20 protein-coding genes and 4 tRNA genes are annotated in these 17,281 nt (G+C 63.5%); 16 read left to right on the top strand and 8 right to left on the bottom strand.

Annotated elements, in window-relative coordinates; all coding sequences use genetic code 11:
- Positions 1-98 precede the first annotated feature (98 nt).
- Positions 99-485 carry a DUF2946 domain-containing protein gene (locus HAV18_RS15870; protein ID WP_166957401.1) on the bottom strand — a complete coding sequence of 129 codons (387 nt, stop codon included), beginning with the start codon at positions 483-485 and terminating at the stop codon, positions 99-101.
- A 198-nt stretch (positions 486-683) separates the two neighbouring features.
- Between HAV18_RS15870 and HAV18_RS15865 the strand changes: the two genes are divergently transcribed.
- Positions 684-830: a hypothetical protein gene (locus HAV18_RS15865; protein WP_006756195.1), complete on the top strand. Its 147-nt coding sequence runs from the start codon at positions 684-686 to the stop codon at positions 828-830.
- Positions 831-1,053: 223 nt separating this feature from the next.
- Complete coding sequence (locus HAV18_RS15860) at positions 1,054-1,647, top strand: chorismate mutase (protein WP_166957399.1); 594 nt, start codon at positions 1,054-1,056, stop codon at positions 1,645-1,647.
- 33 nt (positions 1,648-1,680) lie between these two features.
- Here the strand turns inward: HAV18_RS15860 and HAV18_RS15855 are convergent, their stop codons facing one another.
- The gene (locus HAV18_RS15855) at positions 1,681-2,820 is read right to left on the bottom strand and encodes an exonuclease domain-containing protein (protein ID WP_166957397.1); all 1,140 of its coding nucleotides are present in this window, start codon (positions 2,818-2,820) and stop codon (positions 1,681-1,683) included.
- A 141-nt stretch (positions 2,821-2,961) separates the two neighbouring features.
- Entirely contained in the window at positions 2,962-3,165 is a 204-nt protein-coding gene (locus HAV18_RS15850) for a cold-shock protein (RefSeq protein ID WP_011351289.1), read from the bottom strand.
- 393 nt (positions 3,166-3,558) lie between these two features.
- Here HAV18_RS15850 and HAV18_RS15845 point away from each other — a divergent pair, with 393 nt between their 5' ends.
- Both HAV18_RS15845 and HAV18_RS15840 read left to right on the top strand, forming a co-directional pair.
- On the top strand, positions 3,559-3,825 hold the full coding sequence (locus HAV18_RS15845) for a hypothetical protein (protein WP_166957395.1): 267 nt from the start codon (positions 3,559-3,561) through the stop codon (positions 3,823-3,825).
- A 501-nt stretch (positions 3,826-4,326) separates the two neighbouring features.
- Complete coding sequence (locus HAV18_RS15840) at positions 4,327-5,472, top strand: porin (protein ID WP_166957393.1); 1,146 nt, start codon at positions 4,327-4,329, stop codon at positions 5,470-5,472.
- A gap of 83 nt (positions 5,473-5,555) precedes the next feature.
- Here the strand turns inward: HAV18_RS15840 and greB are convergent, their stop codons facing one another.
- A complete protein-coding gene (gene greB / locus HAV18_RS15835; protein WP_166957391.1) occupies positions 5,556-6,119 on the bottom strand; it encodes a transcription elongation factor GreB in 564 nt (187 codons plus the stop codon).
- Positions 6,120-6,248: 129 nt separating this feature from the next.
- On the opposite strand from greB, the gene HAV18_RS15830 reads away from it, so the two are divergent.
- The 3 genes from HAV18_RS15830 (at position 6,249) to HAV18_RS15820 (ending at position 6,605) form a co-directional block, all read left to right on the top strand.
- Positions 6,249-6,325: transfer RNA gene (locus HAV18_RS15830), tRNA-Arg, on the top strand.
- A gap of 67 nt (positions 6,326-6,392) precedes the next feature.
- A tRNA-Arg gene (locus tag HAV18_RS15825) sits at positions 6,393-6,469 on the top strand.
- Between the two features lie 59 nt (positions 6,470-6,528).
- Positions 6,529-6,605, top strand: a tRNA-Arg gene (locus HAV18_RS15820).
- A 200-nt stretch (positions 6,606-6,805) separates the two neighbouring features.
- Here HAV18_RS15820 and HAV18_RS15815 read toward each other — a convergent pair.
- From HAV18_RS15815 to HAV18_RS15800, 4 genes are all read right to left on the bottom strand, one after another.
- On the bottom strand, positions 6,806-9,172 hold the full coding sequence (locus HAV18_RS15815; protein ID WP_166957389.1) for a bifunctional (p)ppGpp synthetase/guanosine-3',5'-bis(diphosphate) 3'-pyrophosphohydrolase: 2,367 nt from the start codon (positions 9,170-9,172) through the stop codon (positions 6,806-6,808).
- A 63-nt stretch (positions 9,173-9,235) separates the two neighbouring features.
- Positions 9,236-9,439: a DNA-directed RNA polymerase subunit omega gene (gene rpoZ / locus HAV18_RS15810; RefSeq protein WP_006025620.1), complete on the bottom strand. Its 204-nt coding sequence runs from the start codon at positions 9,437-9,439 to the stop codon at positions 9,236-9,238.
- A 58-nt stretch (positions 9,440-9,497) separates the two neighbouring features.
- The gene (gene gmk / locus HAV18_RS15805) at positions 9,498-10,172 is read right to left on the bottom strand and encodes a guanylate kinase (RefSeq protein ID WP_166957387.1); all 675 of its coding nucleotides are present in this window, start codon (positions 10,170-10,172) and stop codon (positions 9,498-9,500) included.
- Positions 10,173-10,178: 6 nt separating this feature from the next.
- Complete coding sequence (locus HAV18_RS15800; RefSeq protein WP_166957385.1) at positions 10,179-11,102, bottom strand: YicC/YloC family endoribonuclease; 924 nt, start codon at positions 11,100-11,102, stop codon at positions 10,179-10,181.
- Between the two features lie 173 nt (positions 11,103-11,275).
- Here HAV18_RS15800 and rph point away from each other — a divergent pair, with 173 nt between their 5' ends.
- From rph to HAV18_RS15755, 9 genes are all read left to right on the top strand, one after another.
- Positions 11,276-12,007, top strand: coding sequence for a ribonuclease PH (gene rph / locus HAV18_RS15795; protein WP_059695881.1), 732 nt, complete (start codon positions 11,276-11,278; stop codon positions 12,005-12,007).
- A gap of 1 nt (position 12,008) precedes the next feature.
- Positions 12,009-12,635 carry an RdgB/HAM1 family non-canonical purine NTP pyrophosphatase gene (gene rdgB / locus HAV18_RS15790; protein WP_027788105.1) on the top strand — a complete coding sequence of 209 codons (627 nt, stop codon included), beginning with the start codon at positions 12,009-12,011 and terminating at the stop codon, positions 12,633-12,635.
- A gap of 34 nt (positions 12,636-12,669) precedes the next feature.
- Positions 12,670-13,884, top strand: coding sequence for a radical SAM family heme chaperone HemW (gene hemW / locus HAV18_RS15785; protein ID WP_166957383.1), 1,215 nt, complete (start codon positions 12,670-12,672; stop codon positions 13,882-13,884).
- Positions 13,885-13,928: 44 nt separating this feature from the next.
- A tRNA-Ser gene (locus tag HAV18_RS15780) sits at positions 13,929-14,016 on the top strand.
- A gap of 177 nt (positions 14,017-14,193) precedes the next feature.
- Positions 14,194-15,432: a site-specific integrase gene (locus HAV18_RS15775; protein WP_166957381.1), complete on the top strand. Its 1,239-nt coding sequence runs from the start codon at positions 14,194-14,196 to the stop codon at positions 15,430-15,432.
- A 21-nt stretch (positions 15,433-15,453) separates the two neighbouring features.
- Positions 15,454-16,164: a hypothetical protein gene (locus HAV18_RS15770; RefSeq protein WP_166957379.1), complete on the top strand. Its 711-nt coding sequence runs from the start codon at positions 15,454-15,456 to the stop codon at positions 16,162-16,164.
- Between the two features lie 131 nt (positions 16,165-16,295).
- Positions 16,296-16,514 carry an AlpA family transcriptional regulator gene (locus HAV18_RS15765; RefSeq protein ID WP_166957377.1) on the top strand — a complete coding sequence of 73 codons (219 nt, stop codon included), beginning with the start codon at positions 16,296-16,298 and terminating at the stop codon, positions 16,512-16,514.
- Positions 16,511-16,834 carry a transcriptional coactivator p15/PC4 family protein gene (locus tag HAV18_RS15760; protein WP_243771658.1) on the top strand — a complete coding sequence of 108 codons (324 nt, stop codon included), beginning with the start codon at positions 16,511-16,513 and terminating at the stop codon, positions 16,832-16,834. The genes HAV18_RS15765 and HAV18_RS15760 overlap by 4 nt, the downstream gene beginning before the upstream one ends.
- 123 nt (positions 16,835-16,957) lie before the next feature.
- Positions 16,958-17,257, top strand: coding sequence for an XRE family transcriptional regulator (locus HAV18_RS15755; protein ID WP_341773497.1), 300 nt, complete (start codon positions 16,958-16,960; stop codon positions 17,255-17,257).
- The last annotated feature ends 24 nt before the right edge of the window (positions 17,258-17,281 follow it).

Here is a 17,281-nt window from a genome sequence, read left to right as displayed (position 1 = left end):
GCCACCGGGCACAAGCGCGCGCGCCGCGCACGGACGGCGCGGCACGCGGCCCGGCCGCGAGCGGCACGCGCGCCACCGGGGCGCGCGGACGACATCAATCAGATCGGGGTGTTTTCAGGCGGGGCGCGAGGCTGCGCGAGACGGATGCCCTTGCGGGGACAATCGGGAATGACGGGGGCGGCCGCGCGATAGCCGAACGTCCGCACGAAGCCCGGCAGCGAGGGCAGGCTCGTACCGAGCGCCACGTTCGCCGCGAAGCCGGGGCAGTACACGCAGTGCGGCACACCGGCATGGTCGAACGACGCATCGTGATCGCCGCCCGCCTGCGCGAGCACGACCTGACGGACACCCGCTGCACTGCACAACTCGAGCGTGAGCTCGCCGGAGCCGCTCGGCGCGAGGCGCGCATAGCCGATGACGGGCGACAGTACATTCAGTACCAGCGCCAGCCATACGAGGCCGATCCATCGCGTCGTTCGTTGCATCGCGGTCCAGGAAAAAGTGCGCGCAAGTATAACAAGCGGCCCGATTGTTGCTGATTCCGCACGAGGCAATAGTCGGCTTCACAGCGCACGTCAGAGTGCATGTGCCGTTAATACAACAGAGACAAAATCTAACGATTCGCCACTGGCATAAATCCAAGCACGAGGTTGATAATCATCGAACCTGCTGGAGAAATGACCATGGACGAAAGACCAACTCGCATGCCACCGCCCGAGCAAGTGATGAGCCCGGATCCGGAACCCGTCGGCGTGGAATTCCTCGCCGAATTGCCCGATCACGTGCGGGCATTCTTCGACGAGCAGCACAAGCTGTACTCGCCGAAGTGAACGCCTGTTCGGTTCTGTAACCGCCACGTGTCGATCATCGCTATCGTGCGGTTCATCATTGCGCATCGCGCGCAACTCGCCTCGCACCCGGGCCGCAACAGCCTGACGGTGCCGGATCAGCTCGCCTGCTGATTCTCCTGTCGCGTCGCTACGCCGCGCGACTGTCTTCGTCTATCCTTCTGGTTTTCCACGTCCGGCCCGCCCGGCTCTCCCGATCGTTCCGATGAAGCAAGCCATTCGTGCCAGCCTCGCTGTCGCCGCGCTCGGCGTCGCCCTCTTTTCGTCCCCGCGCATCGCCGTTGCAGACGGCGACGACACCGCCCTCACCAACATCGTCGCGCTCGCGTCGCAGCGACTCGCGCTCGCCGAACCGGTTGCTCGATGGAAATGGGCAAATCACAAGGCAATCGAGGACCGGCCGCGCGAAGCGGCGCTGCTCGAATCGGTCGAGAAGCGCGCGGCAACGGCCGGCGTCGATCCCGCGTTCGCACGGACGTTCTTCGAGGATCAGATCGCCGCTAGCAAGGATGTGCAGAACGCCCTGTTCGCAACCTGGCGCGCGACGCGGCCGCCAGAAGGCGCGCCGCCCGATCTCGCGACCAGCACGCGCCCGGCGCTCGACCGGCTGACGCAGAAAATGCTCGCGGGGCTCGCGCAGGTTGCACCGCTGCGCGATGCGCCTGATTGTCAGGCGCGGCTCGCACGCAGCATCGCGAACTGGAAGACGCTCACGCGCTACGACTCCACGCAGACGCAGGCGCTCGACGCCGCGCTGTCGCATGTGTGCTCGGCCGGCGGCGCAAGCGCGATCGGCTGACGCAGCGGGCGCGGATCGCGCGGCCTCGCCGGACTAATCCGCTTGACCCGCAGGCGTGAGCGCGGCGAGCGGAATCAGTTGCAGGCCGCGCGCGAGATGCGTCTGCAGCAGGCGGTGGGTGAAGGGTTCGAACGCGCCGGCCATCCCGTCGGCCGCGAGGCGCGCGGCCGCGTCGAGCGATTCCACCACGCCGAGATAGCGCCAGCCATCGATCACATGAAACAGGCGGCGCTCGCCGCTCGCCTCGAACGCAACGGCGCCTTCGAACGGCCAGGGGGCATTGCCGGCACGCGCAGTGTCGGCCGCAGGGCGCCGGTTGTACGACGGGCGCAGCCGGGCGATCCATTGCGCTTCGGCGAGCATCGCCCCCAGCTCGTTACCTGTCTCGCGCCATTCAACGCGCCGTACCTGCTGCGCAAGCCGCATCTCCTTCGACGACCGGCGCTCGCCCGTCAGCAGCGCGCGCAGCCGCTGCCGCACGCGTACGCTGCGGCCGACATACAGCGGCGCGTCGTCCTCCCCGAACATTGCGTACACACCGCACCCGGCCGGCGCGGTATCGAGCCAGGCTTCGGTCAGGTCGCCACCTAGACGGAAGTGGCGCGTCGTGCGTGCGATCTGGTCGCGCAGCCGCTCGAGCGGCACGATGTCGTGCAACTGGCGCCAGAACTGCCACAGGAGATCGGCATCCGCCAGCGCCCGGTGACGCGCAGCCGGCACGAGGCCGTGGCGTTCGATCAACGCGTCGAGCCCGTGCCGGGATTCACGCGGGAACAGCGCACGCGACAGCCGCACCGTACACAGCACGTCGGGATTGAATGCGAAGCCGGCGCGCTCGAATTCGGCCCGCAGGAATCCCCGGTCGAAGCTCGCGTTGTGCGCGACGAACAGCTTGCCGTCGAGCCGCTCGAACAATGCCGGCGCCAGCGATGCAAACGACGGCGCGTCGCGCACCATCTCGTCCGAAATACCTGTCAGTTGCTGGATGAACGGCGGAATCGACTGCCCCGGATTGACGAGCGTCGTCCACGTCGACACGCCGAGCGGGCCGATTTCGACCACGCCGATTTCGGTGATGCGGTGTTCGGCGGGCGAGCCGCCTGTGGTTTCAAGGTCGACGAAAACGAGCGGCTGTTCGCTGGCGGGATCGGACGGACGGGGGAATTCAGACATGAAAAGACTGGGAAACGATGCTTTCGTGAGTATGCACCGGCATCCGTGTTCCCGGCCAGCCCGAACCGGAATGTTCCGTCCCCGGAAAGCAAAAAGCCCCCGCAATGCGGGGGCCGGACGTGATCGGCAATGCGTGGCGCGTCAGACCGCCTGGATATTCGCTGCCTGCTTGCCTTTCGGCCCGACTTTCACGTCGAACGAAACACGCTGGTTTTCCTTCAGCGTCTTGAAGCCGTCCATCTTGATTTCGGAAAAGTGCGCAAACAAATCTTCACCGCCATTGTCCGACGTAATAAAGCCAAAACCTTTAGCATCGTTAAACCATTTCACGATACCGGTATCCATGTCTTCGTTCCCCACTCGATTAGATCAAAAAAGCTATTTTTATAGCCGTTTCCCGAAATCCCGAAACATTGCGCCAGCACCCGCACCAGCACGCCGCCCGAGGACGGAGTGCTGACTTTATAAATTGGACAATCCAGGTGCGTCAAGAAAATTTTTAGCGATTCTTTTATCAAAAAAGCGCTAATGCCATTGGAATCGGTACACCATCACCTTTGATTAATTGATTTGCACCAAAAACCTGTCAACATTACCGGGGTAAGAGTTCCGATTATTTCAACCATGGAAATTCTACCGGGGACAAATCACCTCGGTAAAATCCTCGGGTTTTTTCCGGGTTGCAGAAATGCGGGGACGTTGCGATGCTCACTCAACGCCGGAAGGAAGGAGAAGGTCATGTGGCTGGACGGAATCAAGCGCTTCGCGAGCCGGCTCGGGCGCGTACGCCGCAAGTCCCGCGCCCTGGCCGAGTCCGCGCGCGAAGCGCCGTGCGACACCGAATTCGATACGACCTGGCACGGCGATCACTGGCAGAACCTGCTCGCATCGCCCCTCGATGCCCGTCACTACGTGATGGAAGACTGGACCTACACGCCGCCCCCCAACGAAGCCAAGGAGACCGCGCCTGCGGCCAAGCGCAAGCGGCGCTCGTACGCGCAGTAGCACGCGCAGCGGTGGGGCAAAAAAAAAGCGCGACTGGGAAGTCGCGCCGACAAAGGTTTGGAGATCTTTTCCGTCAACGAAAAAGTCTGCTTCGGAAAGCAGAGATCGCAGTATAACGAGAGAACATCCTTTCATTATCCATGCTCCACACAAACCTCTATTGCCGATGTGTCAATAATCGCGCTATCACCGCCCTCGCCTGCTGCTGATTACCTGTCGCGATCACGCAACGCCCGTTACGTACTCCTGATCTCCATTTTCTTTCGCTGCACCGCCGCAAACCCTTGATGGGCAATCGTTTGCGCTGCCTCGACGATTTTTGCGGATTCCAAAATATATTATTGCTTAAAGCGTGACCCTTCCCCGCTTCACGCACTCCGTACACTGCAGATGGCTTTTTGATAAGCGCACCGCCGCTCTGCCGGACCGGCCGCAGCGTCAAGCAAAACATGCCAGTCCGCAGCAGGTTCGATCGACATCATCCTGTTTGGAGACAGATCCATGAAAAAAACCCTGATCGTCACCGCGTTGTCGGGTGTATTCGTTACGGCAGCCCATGCCCAAAGCAGCGTGACGCTCTATGGCCTGATCGACGCAGGCATCACCTACACGAACAATCAGGGCGGCCACAGCGCCTGGCAGGAAACGAGCGGTTCGGTCAACGGCAGCCGCTGGGGCTTGCGCGGCACCGAAGATCTCGGCGGCGGCCTGAAAGCGATCTTCACGCTGGAAAATGGTTTCGGCATCAACAACGGCGCGCTGAAGCAGAGCGGCCGGGAATTCGGCCGACAGGCGTTTGTCGGCCTCGCACATGACACCTACGGCTCGCTGACGCTCGGCCGGCAGTACGACAGCGTCGTCGACTATCTCGGGCCGCTGTCGCTGACCGGTACGCAATACGGCGGCACGCAGTTCGCTCACCCGTTCGACAACGACAACCTGAACAACTCGTTCCGGATCAACAACGCGGTCAAGTACCAGAGCGCGAACTACGGCGGCCTCAAGTTCGGTGCGTTGTACGGGTTCTCGAATTCGACGTCGTTCGCGAACAACCGTGCCTATAGCGGCGGCGTGTCGTACAGCTACATGGGCTTCAACTTCGCTGCGGCCTATTTGCAGTTGAACAGCGACGTGAATGCGCTCGCGCAGGCAGCGACCGATCCGGGCGCAGTGACCGGCGAGTGGACTTTCGCATCGCGCGTGCAGCGTACCTGGGGCGGTGGCCTGAATTACGGGTTCGGCCCTGCCACGGTCGGCTTCGTGTTCACGCAGACGCGCCTCACCGGCATCCGCGCGATCAGCGCGGGCCAGTCCGGTGTGTCCGGCGGCATCACGGGCCTCGGCGGAACCGCGCGTTTCAGCAACTATGAACTCAACGGCCGCTACGCGCTGACGCCGGCACTGTCGCTCGCCGGCTCCTACACGTACACGCAAGGCCGCCTGGCCGGCGACAAGCCGACCTGGCACCAGTTCAACCTGCAAGCCGACTACGCGCTGTCGAAGCGCACCGACGTCTACCTGCAGGGCGAATTCCAGAAGGTCAACAACGACGGTCTCGACCTCGGCGCCAACATCAACGGGCTGGGCGCCGCGTCATCGACCAACAAGCAGATCGCGGTCACGGCCGGCCTGCGTCATCGCTTCTGAGCGACCGGCACATCCGCTGCACGCCGGATGACGAAGCGCCCCATCGGGGCGCTTTTTCTTTGCCGGGCTGCGCCGGGCGTCGCTCAGGCGTTGCCCGGCGCCGGGTAACGGACGTCGAGCACGTCGATCGGCTGCGGGCCGACCGGCGTCATCAGCATGACGGTATCGCCGATCTTCGCCTTGATCAGCGCACGCGCGACCGGCGAAATCCAGCTGACGCAGCCGTGGTCGAGATCGACCTCGTCGATCCCGACGATCGTAATCGTGTGACCCTCTCCGTCCGGCGTCTCGTAATCGACCGTTGCGCCGAAAAACACCTGGTCGACATTCTCCTGCCGGCTCGCATCGACGACTTCGGCAAGATCGAGCCGCTTCGTCAGGAAGCGGATGCGGCGATCGATCTCGCGAAGCCGCCGCTTGCCGTAGATGTAATCGCCGTTCTCCGACCGGTCGCCGTTCGACGCGGCCCAGGACACGAGCCGCACGACCTCGGGACGCTCGACGTCGATCAGGTTCAACAGTTCGTCCCTCAGCCGCTTGTGGCCGGCCGGCGTGATGTAGTTCTTCGCGCCGGCCGGAATCGCGGGCTGGGCCTGGTCCAGATCGTCGTCGTCGCCGTCCGACTCTTTGACAAACGCCTTGTTCATGATGCGGATTCAACATGGATGACTGATGCTCCAAGGGTACACGAAGGGCGCCCCGGCAAGGCCGTGCAGAACAATTCGCGAATAAGGCTTCCCTTTTTATACAACCCTGCTATAATTTCGCTTCTGCGTGCGGCTGTAGCTCAGTTGGATAGAGTACTTGGCTACGAACCAAGGGGTCGTGGGTTCGAATCCTGCCAGCCGCGCCACTTTTTTCGAGGGCCTTCCGAACCGAAGGCCCTTTCAGTTCGAAGCAGTAGAAGTTTTGTTTTGCGTGCGGCTGTAGCTCAGTTGGATAGAGTACTTGGCTACGAACCAAGGGGTCGTGGGTTCGAATCCTGCCAGCCGCGCCACTTTTTGGGGGCCTTCCCATCGCAGAAGGTTCCGACAGTCAAGCAGTACCGTTTTGCGTGCGGCTGTAGCTCAGTTGGATAGAGTACTTGGCTACGAACCAAGGGGTCGTGGGTTCGAATCCTGCCAGCCGCGCCACCTTAAAAGGGCTTTCCTCCGGGAAAGCCCTTTTTCTTTTCTGCCCCCACCTTCCCTCGCTCACGGCACGGCCACGGTTGCGCAGCCCCCCCTTTCCGGAAGAACGCAGGCCACGCCGAACGTTCACCACGCCGGCCGCACAAATGAAAACGGCGGCCAATGGCCGCCGTCGATCAATCATCCACCCGTGCTGGCAAGCGTCAATAGTCCTGACGCTCGCGCTCGATACGCATGCCGCCGTCGTGGCGCGCATGCGCGCCGTCGTCGGTCGAACGCTCGCGCATGATCCGCATCACGTCCGGATTGGTTCGCACGCGCCGCATCACGTTCGCGAGATGCACGCGGTCGCTGACCTGGATCACGAAGCGCAGCACCGTCGACTCGTGCGTCAGATCCTCGTCCATCGCGATATGCACGATGTTTGCGTCGGCCGACGTGATGTCCGCCGCCACGCGCGCAAAGATGCCCTTGGTGTTCTTCACGAGCGCCTTCACCGCGACATCGAACAGGCGGCCCGGCTGCGGCGCCCATTCGACGTCGATCCAGCGGCCCGGATCGCGGCGATGAATACGCTGCGCGACGCGGCAATCGGTCGTATGAATCGCCATCCCCAGGCCGATGCCGATGTAGCCCATGATCGCGTCGCCCGGAATCGGCCGGCAGCACGCCGACAACTGCACGGACATCCCTTCCGTGCCGGTAATCACGACCGGCGGCGCATGGTGTGCGGGATGCCGCTCGGACTTCGGCAGATCGTCGTCCGCGTCGCGGCCGCTCATCAGCACCTCGATGCGCTTGGCCATCACCGCGGCAACGCGACGGCCGAGGCCGATGTCCGCGAAGATTTCCTGACGGCTCTTGTTGCCCGTCCACTGCACGAGCTTCTCCCACACTTCCGGCTCGACATCCGCCAGCGCGAGACCATAGCCTTTCAGGCTCTGGTCGACCAGCCGTTCGCCAAGCTGCACCGACTCGTTCAGGCGCATCGTCTTCAGGTAGTGACGGATCGCCGAGCGCGCCTTGCCGGTACGCACGAAGCCGAGCCACGCGGGGTTCGGCTTCGAATACGGCGCGGTGATCACTTCGACGATGTCGCCGCTCTTCAGCTCGGTGCGCAACGGCAGCAGCTCGTTGTTGATCTTCACGGCCACGCACTGGTTGCCGAGATCGCTGTGAATCGAATACGCGAAATCGAGCGCCGTCGCGCCGCGCGGCAGCGCCATGATCTTCGACTTCGGCGTGAACACGTAGACCGCGTCGGGGAACAGGTCGATCTTCACGTGCTCGAGGAATTCGCTCGAATCGCCGGCTTCGCTCTGAATGTCGAGCAGCGACTTCAGCCACTGGTGCGCGCGCTTCTGCACGTCGCTGAGATCCGCGCTGCCGTTCTTGTACAGCCAGTGCGCGGCGACCCCCGCCTCGGCGATCTCGTGCATCTTGCGCGTGCGCACCTGGAACTCGATCGGCGCGCCGAACGGGCCGACGAGCGTCGTGTGCAGCGACTGATAGCCGTTGATCTTCGGGATCGCGATGTAGTCCTTGAACTTGCCGGGCACGGGCTTGTACAGCGCGTGCAGCGCGCCGATGCACGTGTAGCAGTCGAGCGCGCTCTCGACGACGACGCGAAAACCGTACACGTCGAGCACCTGCGAGAACGACAGCTGCTTGTCGCGCATCTTGCGGTACACGCTGTAGATGGTCTTTTCGCGGCCGGTGATCTCGGCGTCGATCTTCGCGTCGGCCATCGCGCGTTGCGCGGCCTCGAGGATCTTGCTGATCACTTCGCGGCGGTTGCCGCGCGCAGCCCTCACGGCCTTCTCGAGCGTCGCGTAGCGATGCGGGTTGAAGTTCGCGAAGCTCATGTCCTGCAGCTCGCGATACGTGTTGTTCAACCCGAGGCGGTGCGCGATCGGCGCGTAGATGTCGAGCGTTTCGCGCGCGACGCGGCGCCGCTTTTCCATCGGCACCGCGCCGAGCGTGCGCATGTTGTGCAGGCGGTCGGCGAGCTTGACGAGAATGACGCGCACGTCGCGCGCCATCGCGAGCAACATCTTGCGGAAATTTTCCGCCTGCGCTTCCTCGCGGCTGCGGAACTCCATCTTGTCGAGCTTCGACAGGCCGTCGACGAGTTCGGCGACCTTCGGGCCGAACCGTTCGGCCAGCTCGCTCTTGGTCACGCCCTGGTCTTCCATCACGTCGTGCAGGAGCGCTGCCATGACGGCCTGCGCGTCGAGCTTCCAGCCGGCGCAGATTTCCGCGACGGCGACGGGATGGGTGATGTAGGGTTCGCCGCTCTGGCGATATTGACCGAGGTGGGCTTCGTCGCTGAAGTGGAACGCCGCCTTGACCTCTTTGATTTCTTCCGGAGGAAGATACTCTGCAAGCACGGACGTCAGTTTCGCGATCGAAACGACGCCGTGCTTGCGCGGCTGCTCCGGTGTGGCGGTCGGCCCGAACAGATGCCGGAAGGACTGTTCGAGAACCGCGTCGATGTACTGGCGCGCAGGCGACTGGGCCGTGGCTTCGGTGGTCGAATCCGCGGAGGCGGACGATGGGGTGGTGCTCATATTCGCCTCCAGGTCGAGTCGTTGCGCGCGTGGATTACATGGCTGGAACGGGCCGGATGCGCGTTACACCGGCACCTTCTTCAGCATCTCGACGCCGACCTGGCCGGCAGCGATTTCGCGCAGCGCGACGACGGTCGGCTTGTCGCGGCTTTCGATCTTCGGCGTATGGCCTTGCGCGAGCTGCCGCGCGCGATAGGTGGCGGCGAGCGCCAGTTCGAAGCGGTTCGGGATTTGCTTCAGGCAGTCTTCGACAGTAATGCGAGCCATGGTGGTAATTCCTTCTGAATATAGTCCTTATTCTACCTTATGTCCCTCGTCCCCCGCGTCATTCCGCGTGGGGCAGATGGATGCCGAGCTCGATGAACAGCTCCGTGTGTCGCGCGTACTGCGAAGCAAAGCGCAGGCGCGTGGCCGCGACGATGCATTCGAGTTCCGCGAGCGCACGGTCGAAATTCTCGTTGATCACCACGTATTCCGCTTCGGACGCGTGTGCGATCTCGCTGCCGGCAGCCAGCAGGCGGCGCGTGATCACGTTCGGCTCGTCCTGGCCGCGCTTCTTCAGGCGCTCCTCGAGCGCGTCGAGCGACGGCGGCAGGATGAAGATGCCGACCGCGTTGCGGAACTGCTTCTTCACCTGCAGCGCGCCCTGCCAGTCGATCTCGAGCAGCACGTCGTGGCCGTTCTTCATCTGCTCTTCGATCCAGACGCGCGACGTGCCGTAGTAGTTGCCGTGCACTTCCGCGCTCTCGAGGAACTCGTGCGCCGTGTGGCGCGTGCGGAAATCCTCGACCGTCGTGAAGTGATAGTGCTGGCCGTCCTGCTCGCCCGGGCGCGGCTTGCGCGTCGTGTACGAGATCGACAGGCAGATGTCGCTGTCCTTCGACAGCAGCGCATTCACGAGCGTCGACTTGCCGGCGCCAGACGGCGCAATGACCATGAACAGGTTGCCGGGATAGACGCCCGCGTGAAGCGTATGCGCGTCGTGAGTGGGGTGGATCATCTTGCGTTACTCCAGGTTTTGCACTTGCTCGCGCATCTGCTCGATCAGCAGCTTGAGCGCCATCGACGCGTCGGCGAGTTCCTTCGCCGCCGCCTTCGAGCCGAGCGTGTTCGCTTCGCGATTCAGTTCCTGCATCATGAAGTCGAGACGCTTGCCGACGCGGCCGCCCTTCTCGATCACATGGCGCGTTTCGTTCAGGTGCGCGGTGAGCCGCGACAGCTCTTCCGCGATGTCGATCCGGATCCCGTACATCGTCACTTCCTGACGAATGCGCTCAGCGGCTTCCTCGCGCGTGACAATCGTCGAGCTGCCTTCGGGCGCCGCGATGCCGAGTGCCTCCTGCAGCCGTTCGACGATCTTCTGCTGGTGCTTCGCGATCAGCTCCGGCACGAGCGGCGTGATGCGCGCGACGATCGCTTCCATCTCGGTGACGTTCGTCAGCAGCATCGTTGCCAGTTGCGCGCCTTCGCGCGAACGCACGACGACGAGCTCGCCGATTGCTTCCTTGCCGCATGCGAGCACCGCATCGCGGATCGCGTCCGCAGACACGCCGCTCTCGGCGATCACGCCGGGCCAGCGCAGGATCTCGCCCGCGCGCAGGCGGCCGACGCCCGGGAACGAATCGAGCACCGAGCGCTCGAGCTCGGCGAGCTGGCCGAGCGCCGACTGGTTCAGCGCACCCGCGCCGATGCTCTGCTCGCCGCGCTGCAGGTTGATGCGGATGTCGACCTTGCCGCGCGACAGCTTGTTCATCAGCATTTCGCGCAGCGCGGGTTCGCACGCGCGCACGTCGTCCGGCATCCGGAAATTGAGGTCGAGGAAGCGCGAGTTCACGGTGCGCAGTTCGACCGACACGCTGGTGCCGCCGTTGCCGGTGGCCGTCGCGAGTTCGCGCGTCGCGCTCGCGTAGCCCGTCATGCTGTAGATCATGGTTCGTCTCGCCGTCTGGGTGCCCTCGCGGGCAGGGATATGTCGAGGCGCCCGGCGCATCGGAAAGCGCGGGGCGGGAAGCGCGCATTATCCCATTTTTGCGGACCACCTCGCCGGGCAAGCCCGCCGTTCAGCGCTAAAATCGGGGTTTCCTCTCGTTCCGCGATTCCCACATGACGTCCTCCGTTTCCCGCCCGAGCGGCCGCCGCGCCGACGAACTGCGCAAGGTCGCCCTCACGCGCCACTACACGAAACATGCCGAAGGTTCGGTGCTGGTCGAATTCGGCGACACCAAGGTGCTCTGCACCGCGAGCGTCTCCGAGCGCGTGCCCGACTTCCTGCGCGACCGCGGGCAAGGCTGGCTGACCGCCGAATACGGCATGCTGCCGCGCGCGACGCACACGCGCAGCGACCGCGAAGCCGCGCGCGGCAAGCAGACCGGCCGCACGCAGGAAATTCAGCGCCTGATCGGCCGCGCGCTGCGCGCCGTGTTCGACCTCGAAGCGCTCGGCCCGCGCACGATCCACATCGACTGCGACGTGATCCAGGCCGACGGCGGCACGCGCACGGCGAGCATCACCGGCGCGTTCGTCGCCGCACACGACGCCGTGTCGACGCTGATCGCGGCCGGCAAGCTCACGCGTTCGCCGATCACCGACCACGTCGCCGCGATCTCGGTCGGCGTGTACGAAGGCGCGCCCGTGCTCGACCTCGATTACGCGGAAGATTCGCGCTGCGACACCGACATGAATGTCGTGATGACGGGCGCCGGCGGCTTCGTCGAAGTCCAGGGCACGGCCGAAGGCGTGCCGTTCTCGCGCGCCGAGATGAATGCCTTGCTCGACCTCGCGCAAGGCGGGATCGCCGAGCTCGTGCAGCTTCAGAAAGACGTGCTGGGCGCCTGACATGCCGGACGACCACACCATCGCGCCGCTGTCGCGCATCGTTCTCGCGTCGAACAACGCCGGCAAGCTGCGTGAATTCACCGCGCTGTTCTCGACGGTCGGCATCGAGATCGTCCCGCAGGGCGACCTCGCGGTGCCCGAGGCGGAAGAACCGTTCGGCACCTTCATCGAGAACGCGCTGACGAAGGCGCGCCACGCGTCGCGGCTCACCGGGCTGCCGGCAATCGCCGACGATTCGGGCCTGTGCGTGCGCGTGCTGCGCGGCGCGCCGGGCGTCTATTCGGCGCGTTACGCGCAGCGCGCGGGACGCGACAAGGGCGATGCGGCGAACAACGCGTATCTGGTCGAGCAGCTGCGTGGCGTCGACGACCGGCGCGCATACTACTGCTGCGTGCTCGCGCTCGTGCGCCACGCGGACGATCCCGAGCCGCTGTTCGCCGAAGGGCGCTGGGCGGGCGAGATCGTCGATACGCCGCGCGGCGAGCACGGATTCGGCTACGACCCGTATTTCTACCTGCCGTCGCTCGGCGCGACGGCCGCCGAACTCGAGCCGGCCGTGAAGAACACGCACAGCCACCGCGCGCTGGCGCTGAAGGCGCTGCTGGCGCGGCTCGCGGAGGAAGCATGAGCGCGCCCGATACCCGTTCGCTGCAGGAGGTTGCATGAGCCAGGCCGCGGAAACCGGCGCGCGCGTCGTCGCGACCTTCACGTCGCCCGGCCAGGTGCGGCTTACGTCGCTGCCGCCGCTCGCGCTGTACGTGCATTTCCCGTGGTGCGTGCGCAAGTGCCCGTACTGCGATTTCAACTCGCACGAGTGGAAAGGCGAACGGTTTCCGGAAACCGAGTATCTCGACGCGGTGCGCGCCGATCTCGAGCAGGCGCTGCCGCTCGTGTGGGGCCGGCAGGTGCATACCGTGTTCATCGGCGGCGGCACGCCGAGCCTGCTGTCGGCGGCCGGACTCGATCGGCTGCTGTCCGACGTGCGCGCACTGCTGCCGCTCGACGCCGATGCCGAGATCACGCTCGAGGCGAATCCGGGCACGTTCGAGGCCGCGAAGTTCGCGCAGTTCCGCGCGAGCGGCGTGAATCGACTGTCGGTCGGCATCCAGAGCTTCAACGAAACGCACCTGAAGGCGCTCGGCCGGATTCACGACACCGCGCAGGCGCGCGGGGCCGTCGAGATCGCCGCGAAGAACTTCGACAACTTCAACCTCGACCTAATGTTCGCGCTGCCGAACCAGACGCTCGACGAATGCCGTACCGACATCGAGACCGCGCTGTCGTACGCGCCGCCGCATCTGTCGCTGTATCACCTGACGCTCGAGCCCAATACGCTGTTCGCGAAGTTCCCGCCGGTCGTCCCCGACGACGACGCGTCGGCCGACATGCAGGAGTGGATTCACGCACGCACGGCCGAGGCCGGTTACGGGCGCTACGAAGTGTCCGCGTATGCAAAGCCGAATCATCAGTGCAAGCACAACCTGAACTACTGGCGCTTCGGTGACTATCTCGGGATCGGTGCGGGCGCGCACACGAAGCTGTCGTTCCCGAACCGGATCCTGCGGCAGGCACGCTACAAGCATCCGGCGACCTTCATCGAGCAGGCGATGGCCGGCACGGCCGTACAGGAAGAGCGTGAAGTCGGCGCGCGCGACCTGCCGTTCGAGTTCATGCTGAACACGCTGCGGCTCGTCGAGGGCTTCCCCGTACACAGCTTCGCCGAACGCACCGGCCTGCCGATGAGCACGATCGAGCCGGCACTGCAGGAAGCGGAACGGCGCGGGCTGATCGCACGCGATTTTGCGCAGATCGCGCCGACGCCGCTCGGCCAGCGTTTCCTCAACGACCTGCAGGAATTGTTCCTGCGCGACGATTGAAGGAATGAACGAGGCGGCATTTCGGTTACAATGCCGCCTCGTGTGGAAGCGTGGCCGAGCGGTTTAAGGCACCGGTCTTGAAAACCGGCGACGGGAAACCGTCCGTGAGTTCGAATCTCACCGCTTCCGCCAGATCACCCACCTACATCGATCCGAATTCATCGGAATCAATCGGCAAAACGCCCGTCAGACAAGGCTCCCAGCCAATCCACCATCTCAGGAACAGTCGGAATCGGTTGCTTCCCATCGGAATAAATCGTAAAGTTTTCGGTGGGTTGGTTGGTGGGTTGAGAATTTGACGGGGAAACGATGCCGAGGAAAGCGACGGAGCTGGGCGCCCTAGCCGTGTCCAAGCTGTCGAAACCAGGGAAGCACGCTGTCGGGCGTGTTCCTGGTCTCGTCTTGCAAATCAGTCCCACTGGTACGAAGTCGTGGTTGCTACGCGTGACGGTAGGAGACCGCCGACGCGAAATTGGTCTGGGCCCCTATCCCGCCGTCCGTCTGCAAGAAGCCCACGCGAAAGCCCAAGCAACGCGCGATGAAATTGCGAGCGGCATCGATCCCGTGCTCGCGCGGAAGGAGATCGCAAGTCGGCTCCGAGCCAGCCAGGCTTTCGAGATGACCTTCGAAGAAGCGGCGAATCGCTTCATCAAGGCCAAGGCACCGGAATGGAAGAACTCGAAGCACGGTGACCAGTGGCGAAACACTCTCGCTGAGTACGCATACCCCAAGATCGGCAATCTGATGGTCAGGCACGTCGCTCGTGCACACGTCATGGAAATCTTGGAGCCGATGTGGACAACGAAGACGGAGACAGCATCGCGCGTGCGCGGCCGCCTCGAGGCGATCCTGGACTGGGCCAAGGTGAAGGGCTTCCGCGACGACGGAACCAATCCTGCGTCATGGCGCGGCAACCTCGACAAGCTCCTATCCGCCCCCAAGCGCACGAAGCGAGTGCGGAACCATCCCGCCCTTCCCATCGACCAGATGGCGACGTTCATGGAAACGTTGCGAGCTACTGCCGGCGTTAGCGCGCGGTGCCTGGAGTTCGCGATCTTGACAGCAGCTCGATCGGGCGAGGCCCGCGGGGCACGATGGAACGAGATCGACGTGAGGCGCGGCGTCTGGTCCATACCCGCAGAGCGAATGAAGGCGAAGAAGGAACACCGCGTGCCGTTGTCGCCTGCCGCCCTCGAATTACTTAGGGCGATCGAGCGAGTGGAAGATCAGGATCTCGTATTCCCGAGTCCGCGATCGGGCAGCGTATTAAGCGACATGGCACTTCTGGAACTGATGCGCCGACAGCACCTTGACGCGACGCCACACGGTTTTCGATCGACGTTCAGAGACTGGGCGGGCGAGTACACCAACTATCCGCGCGAATTGGCCGAAGTTGCCCTCGCTCACATCAAGGCCGATGCGACAGAGGCCGCCTACTGGCGCGGAGACGTGCTGGAAAGGCGCCGGCGGATGATGACCGATTGGGCGGAGTTCATCTCCAGGCCGCATGAAGGTGGAGACGTCATACCGATCAATAAGACGGCGTGAAGCGCGCTGGCCGGATTCGACATGAGCGATCAGATGAAAAACGAAGAACCGTGGAACGACGAAGCGCAGGCAGCGGCCCGCGCCAGATATGAGGCTGAATGGCAAGAAATGGTCGACGAGGCCGGCACGCCAGAGGATTCCGCATTCGACCTCATGGATGACCTGGAGGATCTGTGGCTGGCTGTAGCGCCCGGAAAAACCGCTGAGGACTTTGAAGCCGAAATTGCCACGCCATTCCACGATAGAGACGACATTGATGTGGATGCAATGGAGGCCGAATATGCACAGATCACCGTCAACGACGCTTGGGAATTCGCGTCGTGGCCGCTCATTGAAACGCCTATTCTCATCGCATATGGACATGCCGTCCTCGCACGCCTCGCAAATGCGAGTGCGTCAGCTGACCCGAGAGCGCGCGATTTGGCCTGGGCAAGAACGCGTGATGCTTCGTATTGGCATGGCGTCGCAATGGGCCTCGTCCGTGTGTACGCAAACGGACCACGCCCGGTGAGTATTAGCGATGTAGCCCGCAACGCAGCACACGTACGCAACGCCGAGAACAGGGCCATCCGCAGCTCAGCTTTCGAATGGCTAGATGCAAATTTTGCCGATTGCAGAAGCCAGGACGATGCTGCCGAAAGGCTAATGAAGATCGTACCGGTAGCGTTCAGGACCGCAAGGCGATATGTGACACAATGGCGCTTGTCAAGCCCCTCTGCGGGCAGAGAGTAACCTCTCCACGCACACTGCCACCTAAGCACGCAGTAGTTGCACCCTGCGCGCAAACTGGCTTCTGCGATCTGAGAGTGAAGTAAAAAATCCGTGTCGACCCGTCCAATCCCGGACGATCCCGAGTCGATACGATGAAAAAGTCAGACGCTCAAGCTCTCCAGAATTTCGACAGCCTGCCGAACGCTGCCGGAGTCAGTGATACCGTTGTGGCCGCCTTGTGCGGCTGCAACGTCTCCACCGTTTGGGATCGCACCAAGCGCGGCGACCTTCCCAAGCCTATCAAGATCGGCGGCTCGACCCGCTGGAACGTCGGCGAGCTGCGTGCCGTTCTCACGGGAGCGCACGCATGACGAACACGACGACCCAAAATGAAAAGGGCCGCGACTCCTGCCAGAGTGCGACCCAGACGACCCGAGGAAATGATACCCCGGCGCCGATGTCCGGTGGGTGCTTCCTCGATGTCCATCGCAGTGGATCGGAACGCCTCCGCGTGCAGTTTCGCCAATACCGCGGCCGCGAGTTCCTCGACGTGCGCTGCTGGTATCTGGCCAATGACGGCGAATATCACCCGAGCCAGAAAGGCGTCACCCTCAATCCGTCGCAGCTCGCTGAGCTGGTCCAGGCGCTGATGATCGCCGGCCGGGCGTTCGACGCGAAGGGGGTGAACTGATGGACGAGAACAACTTCGCCAGTTTGACAAAGGTACCCAAAGGGCCTACATTGACGGGTATGGTTCGCGCAGCCCGCGAGGACCGACTCTCCGAAAGGATGCCCATCATGAAGACCCTTCTTCGTGCGCGCCAAGTCGCGCCTAAAAAAAATGATTCAATACTCCCCTCCCACAGCCGAAGACATGGAGCGGCTGAAACAGGCGCTTGGCAAGAGCAGCACGGAAATGGCCGAGCTCTTCGGCATATCGACGGGGCGGCAGTGGCGCAAGTACATGGCGGCGGATGCGAACAACAGTCGAGATATGGGGATGCACATGCTGTTCTTCGCGATGGCTCGGCTCGAGCTGGATACGGAGACGTTCGACCGGATCGTGAATCGGATGCGCGCGGTCGGCGCGACGATCGAGCTGGACAGCGAGTAACTGCCGGCGGCGCGTTCGTTGCCG

The organism is Burkholderia sp. D-99 (assembly GCF_011605345.1).
Classification (GTDB): Bacteria; Pseudomonadota; Gammaproteobacteria; order Burkholderiales; family Burkholderiaceae; genus Burkholderia.
The sequence above is the reverse complement of the archived record's forward strand: the minus strand, read 5'-3'. Positions and strand labels throughout refer to the sequence as shown.

Excerpts from the sequence above, each read along its gene's own strand:
- HAV18_RS15800 (WP_166957385.1), bottom strand. The coding sequence starts at position 11,102 with ATGATCTACAGCATGACGGGCTACGCGAGCGCGACGCGCGAACTCGCG.
- HAV18_RS15865 (WP_006756195.1), top strand. The coding sequence starts at position 684 with ATGGACGAAAGACCAACTCGCATGCCACCGCCCGAGCAAGTGATGAGC.
- HAV18_RS15845 (WP_166957395.1), top strand. The coding sequence starts at position 3,559 with ATGTGGCTGGACGGAATCAAGCGCTTCGCGAGCCGGCTCGGGCGCGTA.
- greB (WP_166957391.1), bottom strand. The coding sequence starts at position 6,119 with ATGAACAAGGCGTTTGTCAAAGAGTCGGACGGCGACGACGACGATCTG.
- HAV18_RS15815 (WP_166957389.1), bottom strand. The coding sequence starts at position 9,172 with ATGAGCACCACCCCATCGTCCGCCTCCGCGGATTCGACCACCGAAGCC.
- rdgB (WP_027788105.1), top strand. The coding sequence starts at position 12,009 with ATGCCGGACGACCACACCATCGCGCCGCTGTCGCGCATCGTTCTCGCG.
- HAV18_RS15840 (WP_166957393.1), top strand. The coding sequence starts at position 4,327 with ATGAAAAAAACCCTGATCGTCACCGCGTTGTCGGGTGTATTCGTTACG.
- HAV18_RS15760 (WP_243771658.1), top strand. The coding sequence starts at position 16,511 with ATGACGAACACGACGACCCAAAATGAAAAGGGCCGCGACTCCTGCCAG.
- rph (WP_059695881.1), top strand. The coding sequence starts at position 11,276 with ATGACGTCCTCCGTTTCCCGCCCGAGCGGCCGCCGCGCCGACGAACTG.
- HAV18_RS15775 (WP_166957381.1), top strand. The coding sequence starts at position 14,194 with ATGCCGAGGAAAGCGACGGAGCTGGGCGCCCTAGCCGTGTCCAAGCTG.
- rpoZ (WP_006025620.1), bottom strand. The coding sequence starts at position 9,439 with ATGGCTCGCATTACTGTCGAAGACTGCCTGAAGCAAATCCCGAACCGC.
- HAV18_RS15870 (WP_166957401.1), bottom strand. The coding sequence starts at position 485 with ATGCAACGAACGACGCGATGGATCGGCCTCGTATGGCTGGCGCTGGTA.
- gmk (WP_166957387.1), bottom strand. The coding sequence starts at position 10,172 with ATGATCCACCCCACTCACGACGCGCATACGCTTCACGCGGGCGTCTAT.
- HAV18_RS15855 (WP_166957397.1), bottom strand. The coding sequence starts at position 2,820 with ATGTCTGAATTCCCCCGTCCGTCCGATCCCGCCAGCGAACAGCCGCTC.
- HAV18_RS15765 (WP_166957377.1), top strand. The coding sequence starts at position 16,296 with ATGAAAAAGTCAGACGCTCAAGCTCTCCAGAATTTCGACAGCCTGCCG.
- HAV18_RS15860 (WP_166957399.1), top strand. The coding sequence starts at position 1,054 with ATGAAGCAAGCCATTCGTGCCAGCCTCGCTGTCGCCGCGCTCGGCGTC.
- hemW (WP_166957383.1), top strand. The coding sequence starts at position 12,670 with ATGAGCCAGGCCGCGGAAACCGGCGCGCGCGTCGTCGCGACCTTCACG.
- HAV18_RS15770 (WP_166957379.1), top strand. The coding sequence starts at position 15,454 with ATGAGCGATCAGATGAAAAACGAAGAACCGTGGAACGACGAAGCGCAG.
- HAV18_RS15850 (WP_011351289.1), bottom strand. The coding sequence starts at position 3,165 with ATGGATACCGGTATCGTGAAATGGTTTAACGATGCTAAAGGTTTTGGC.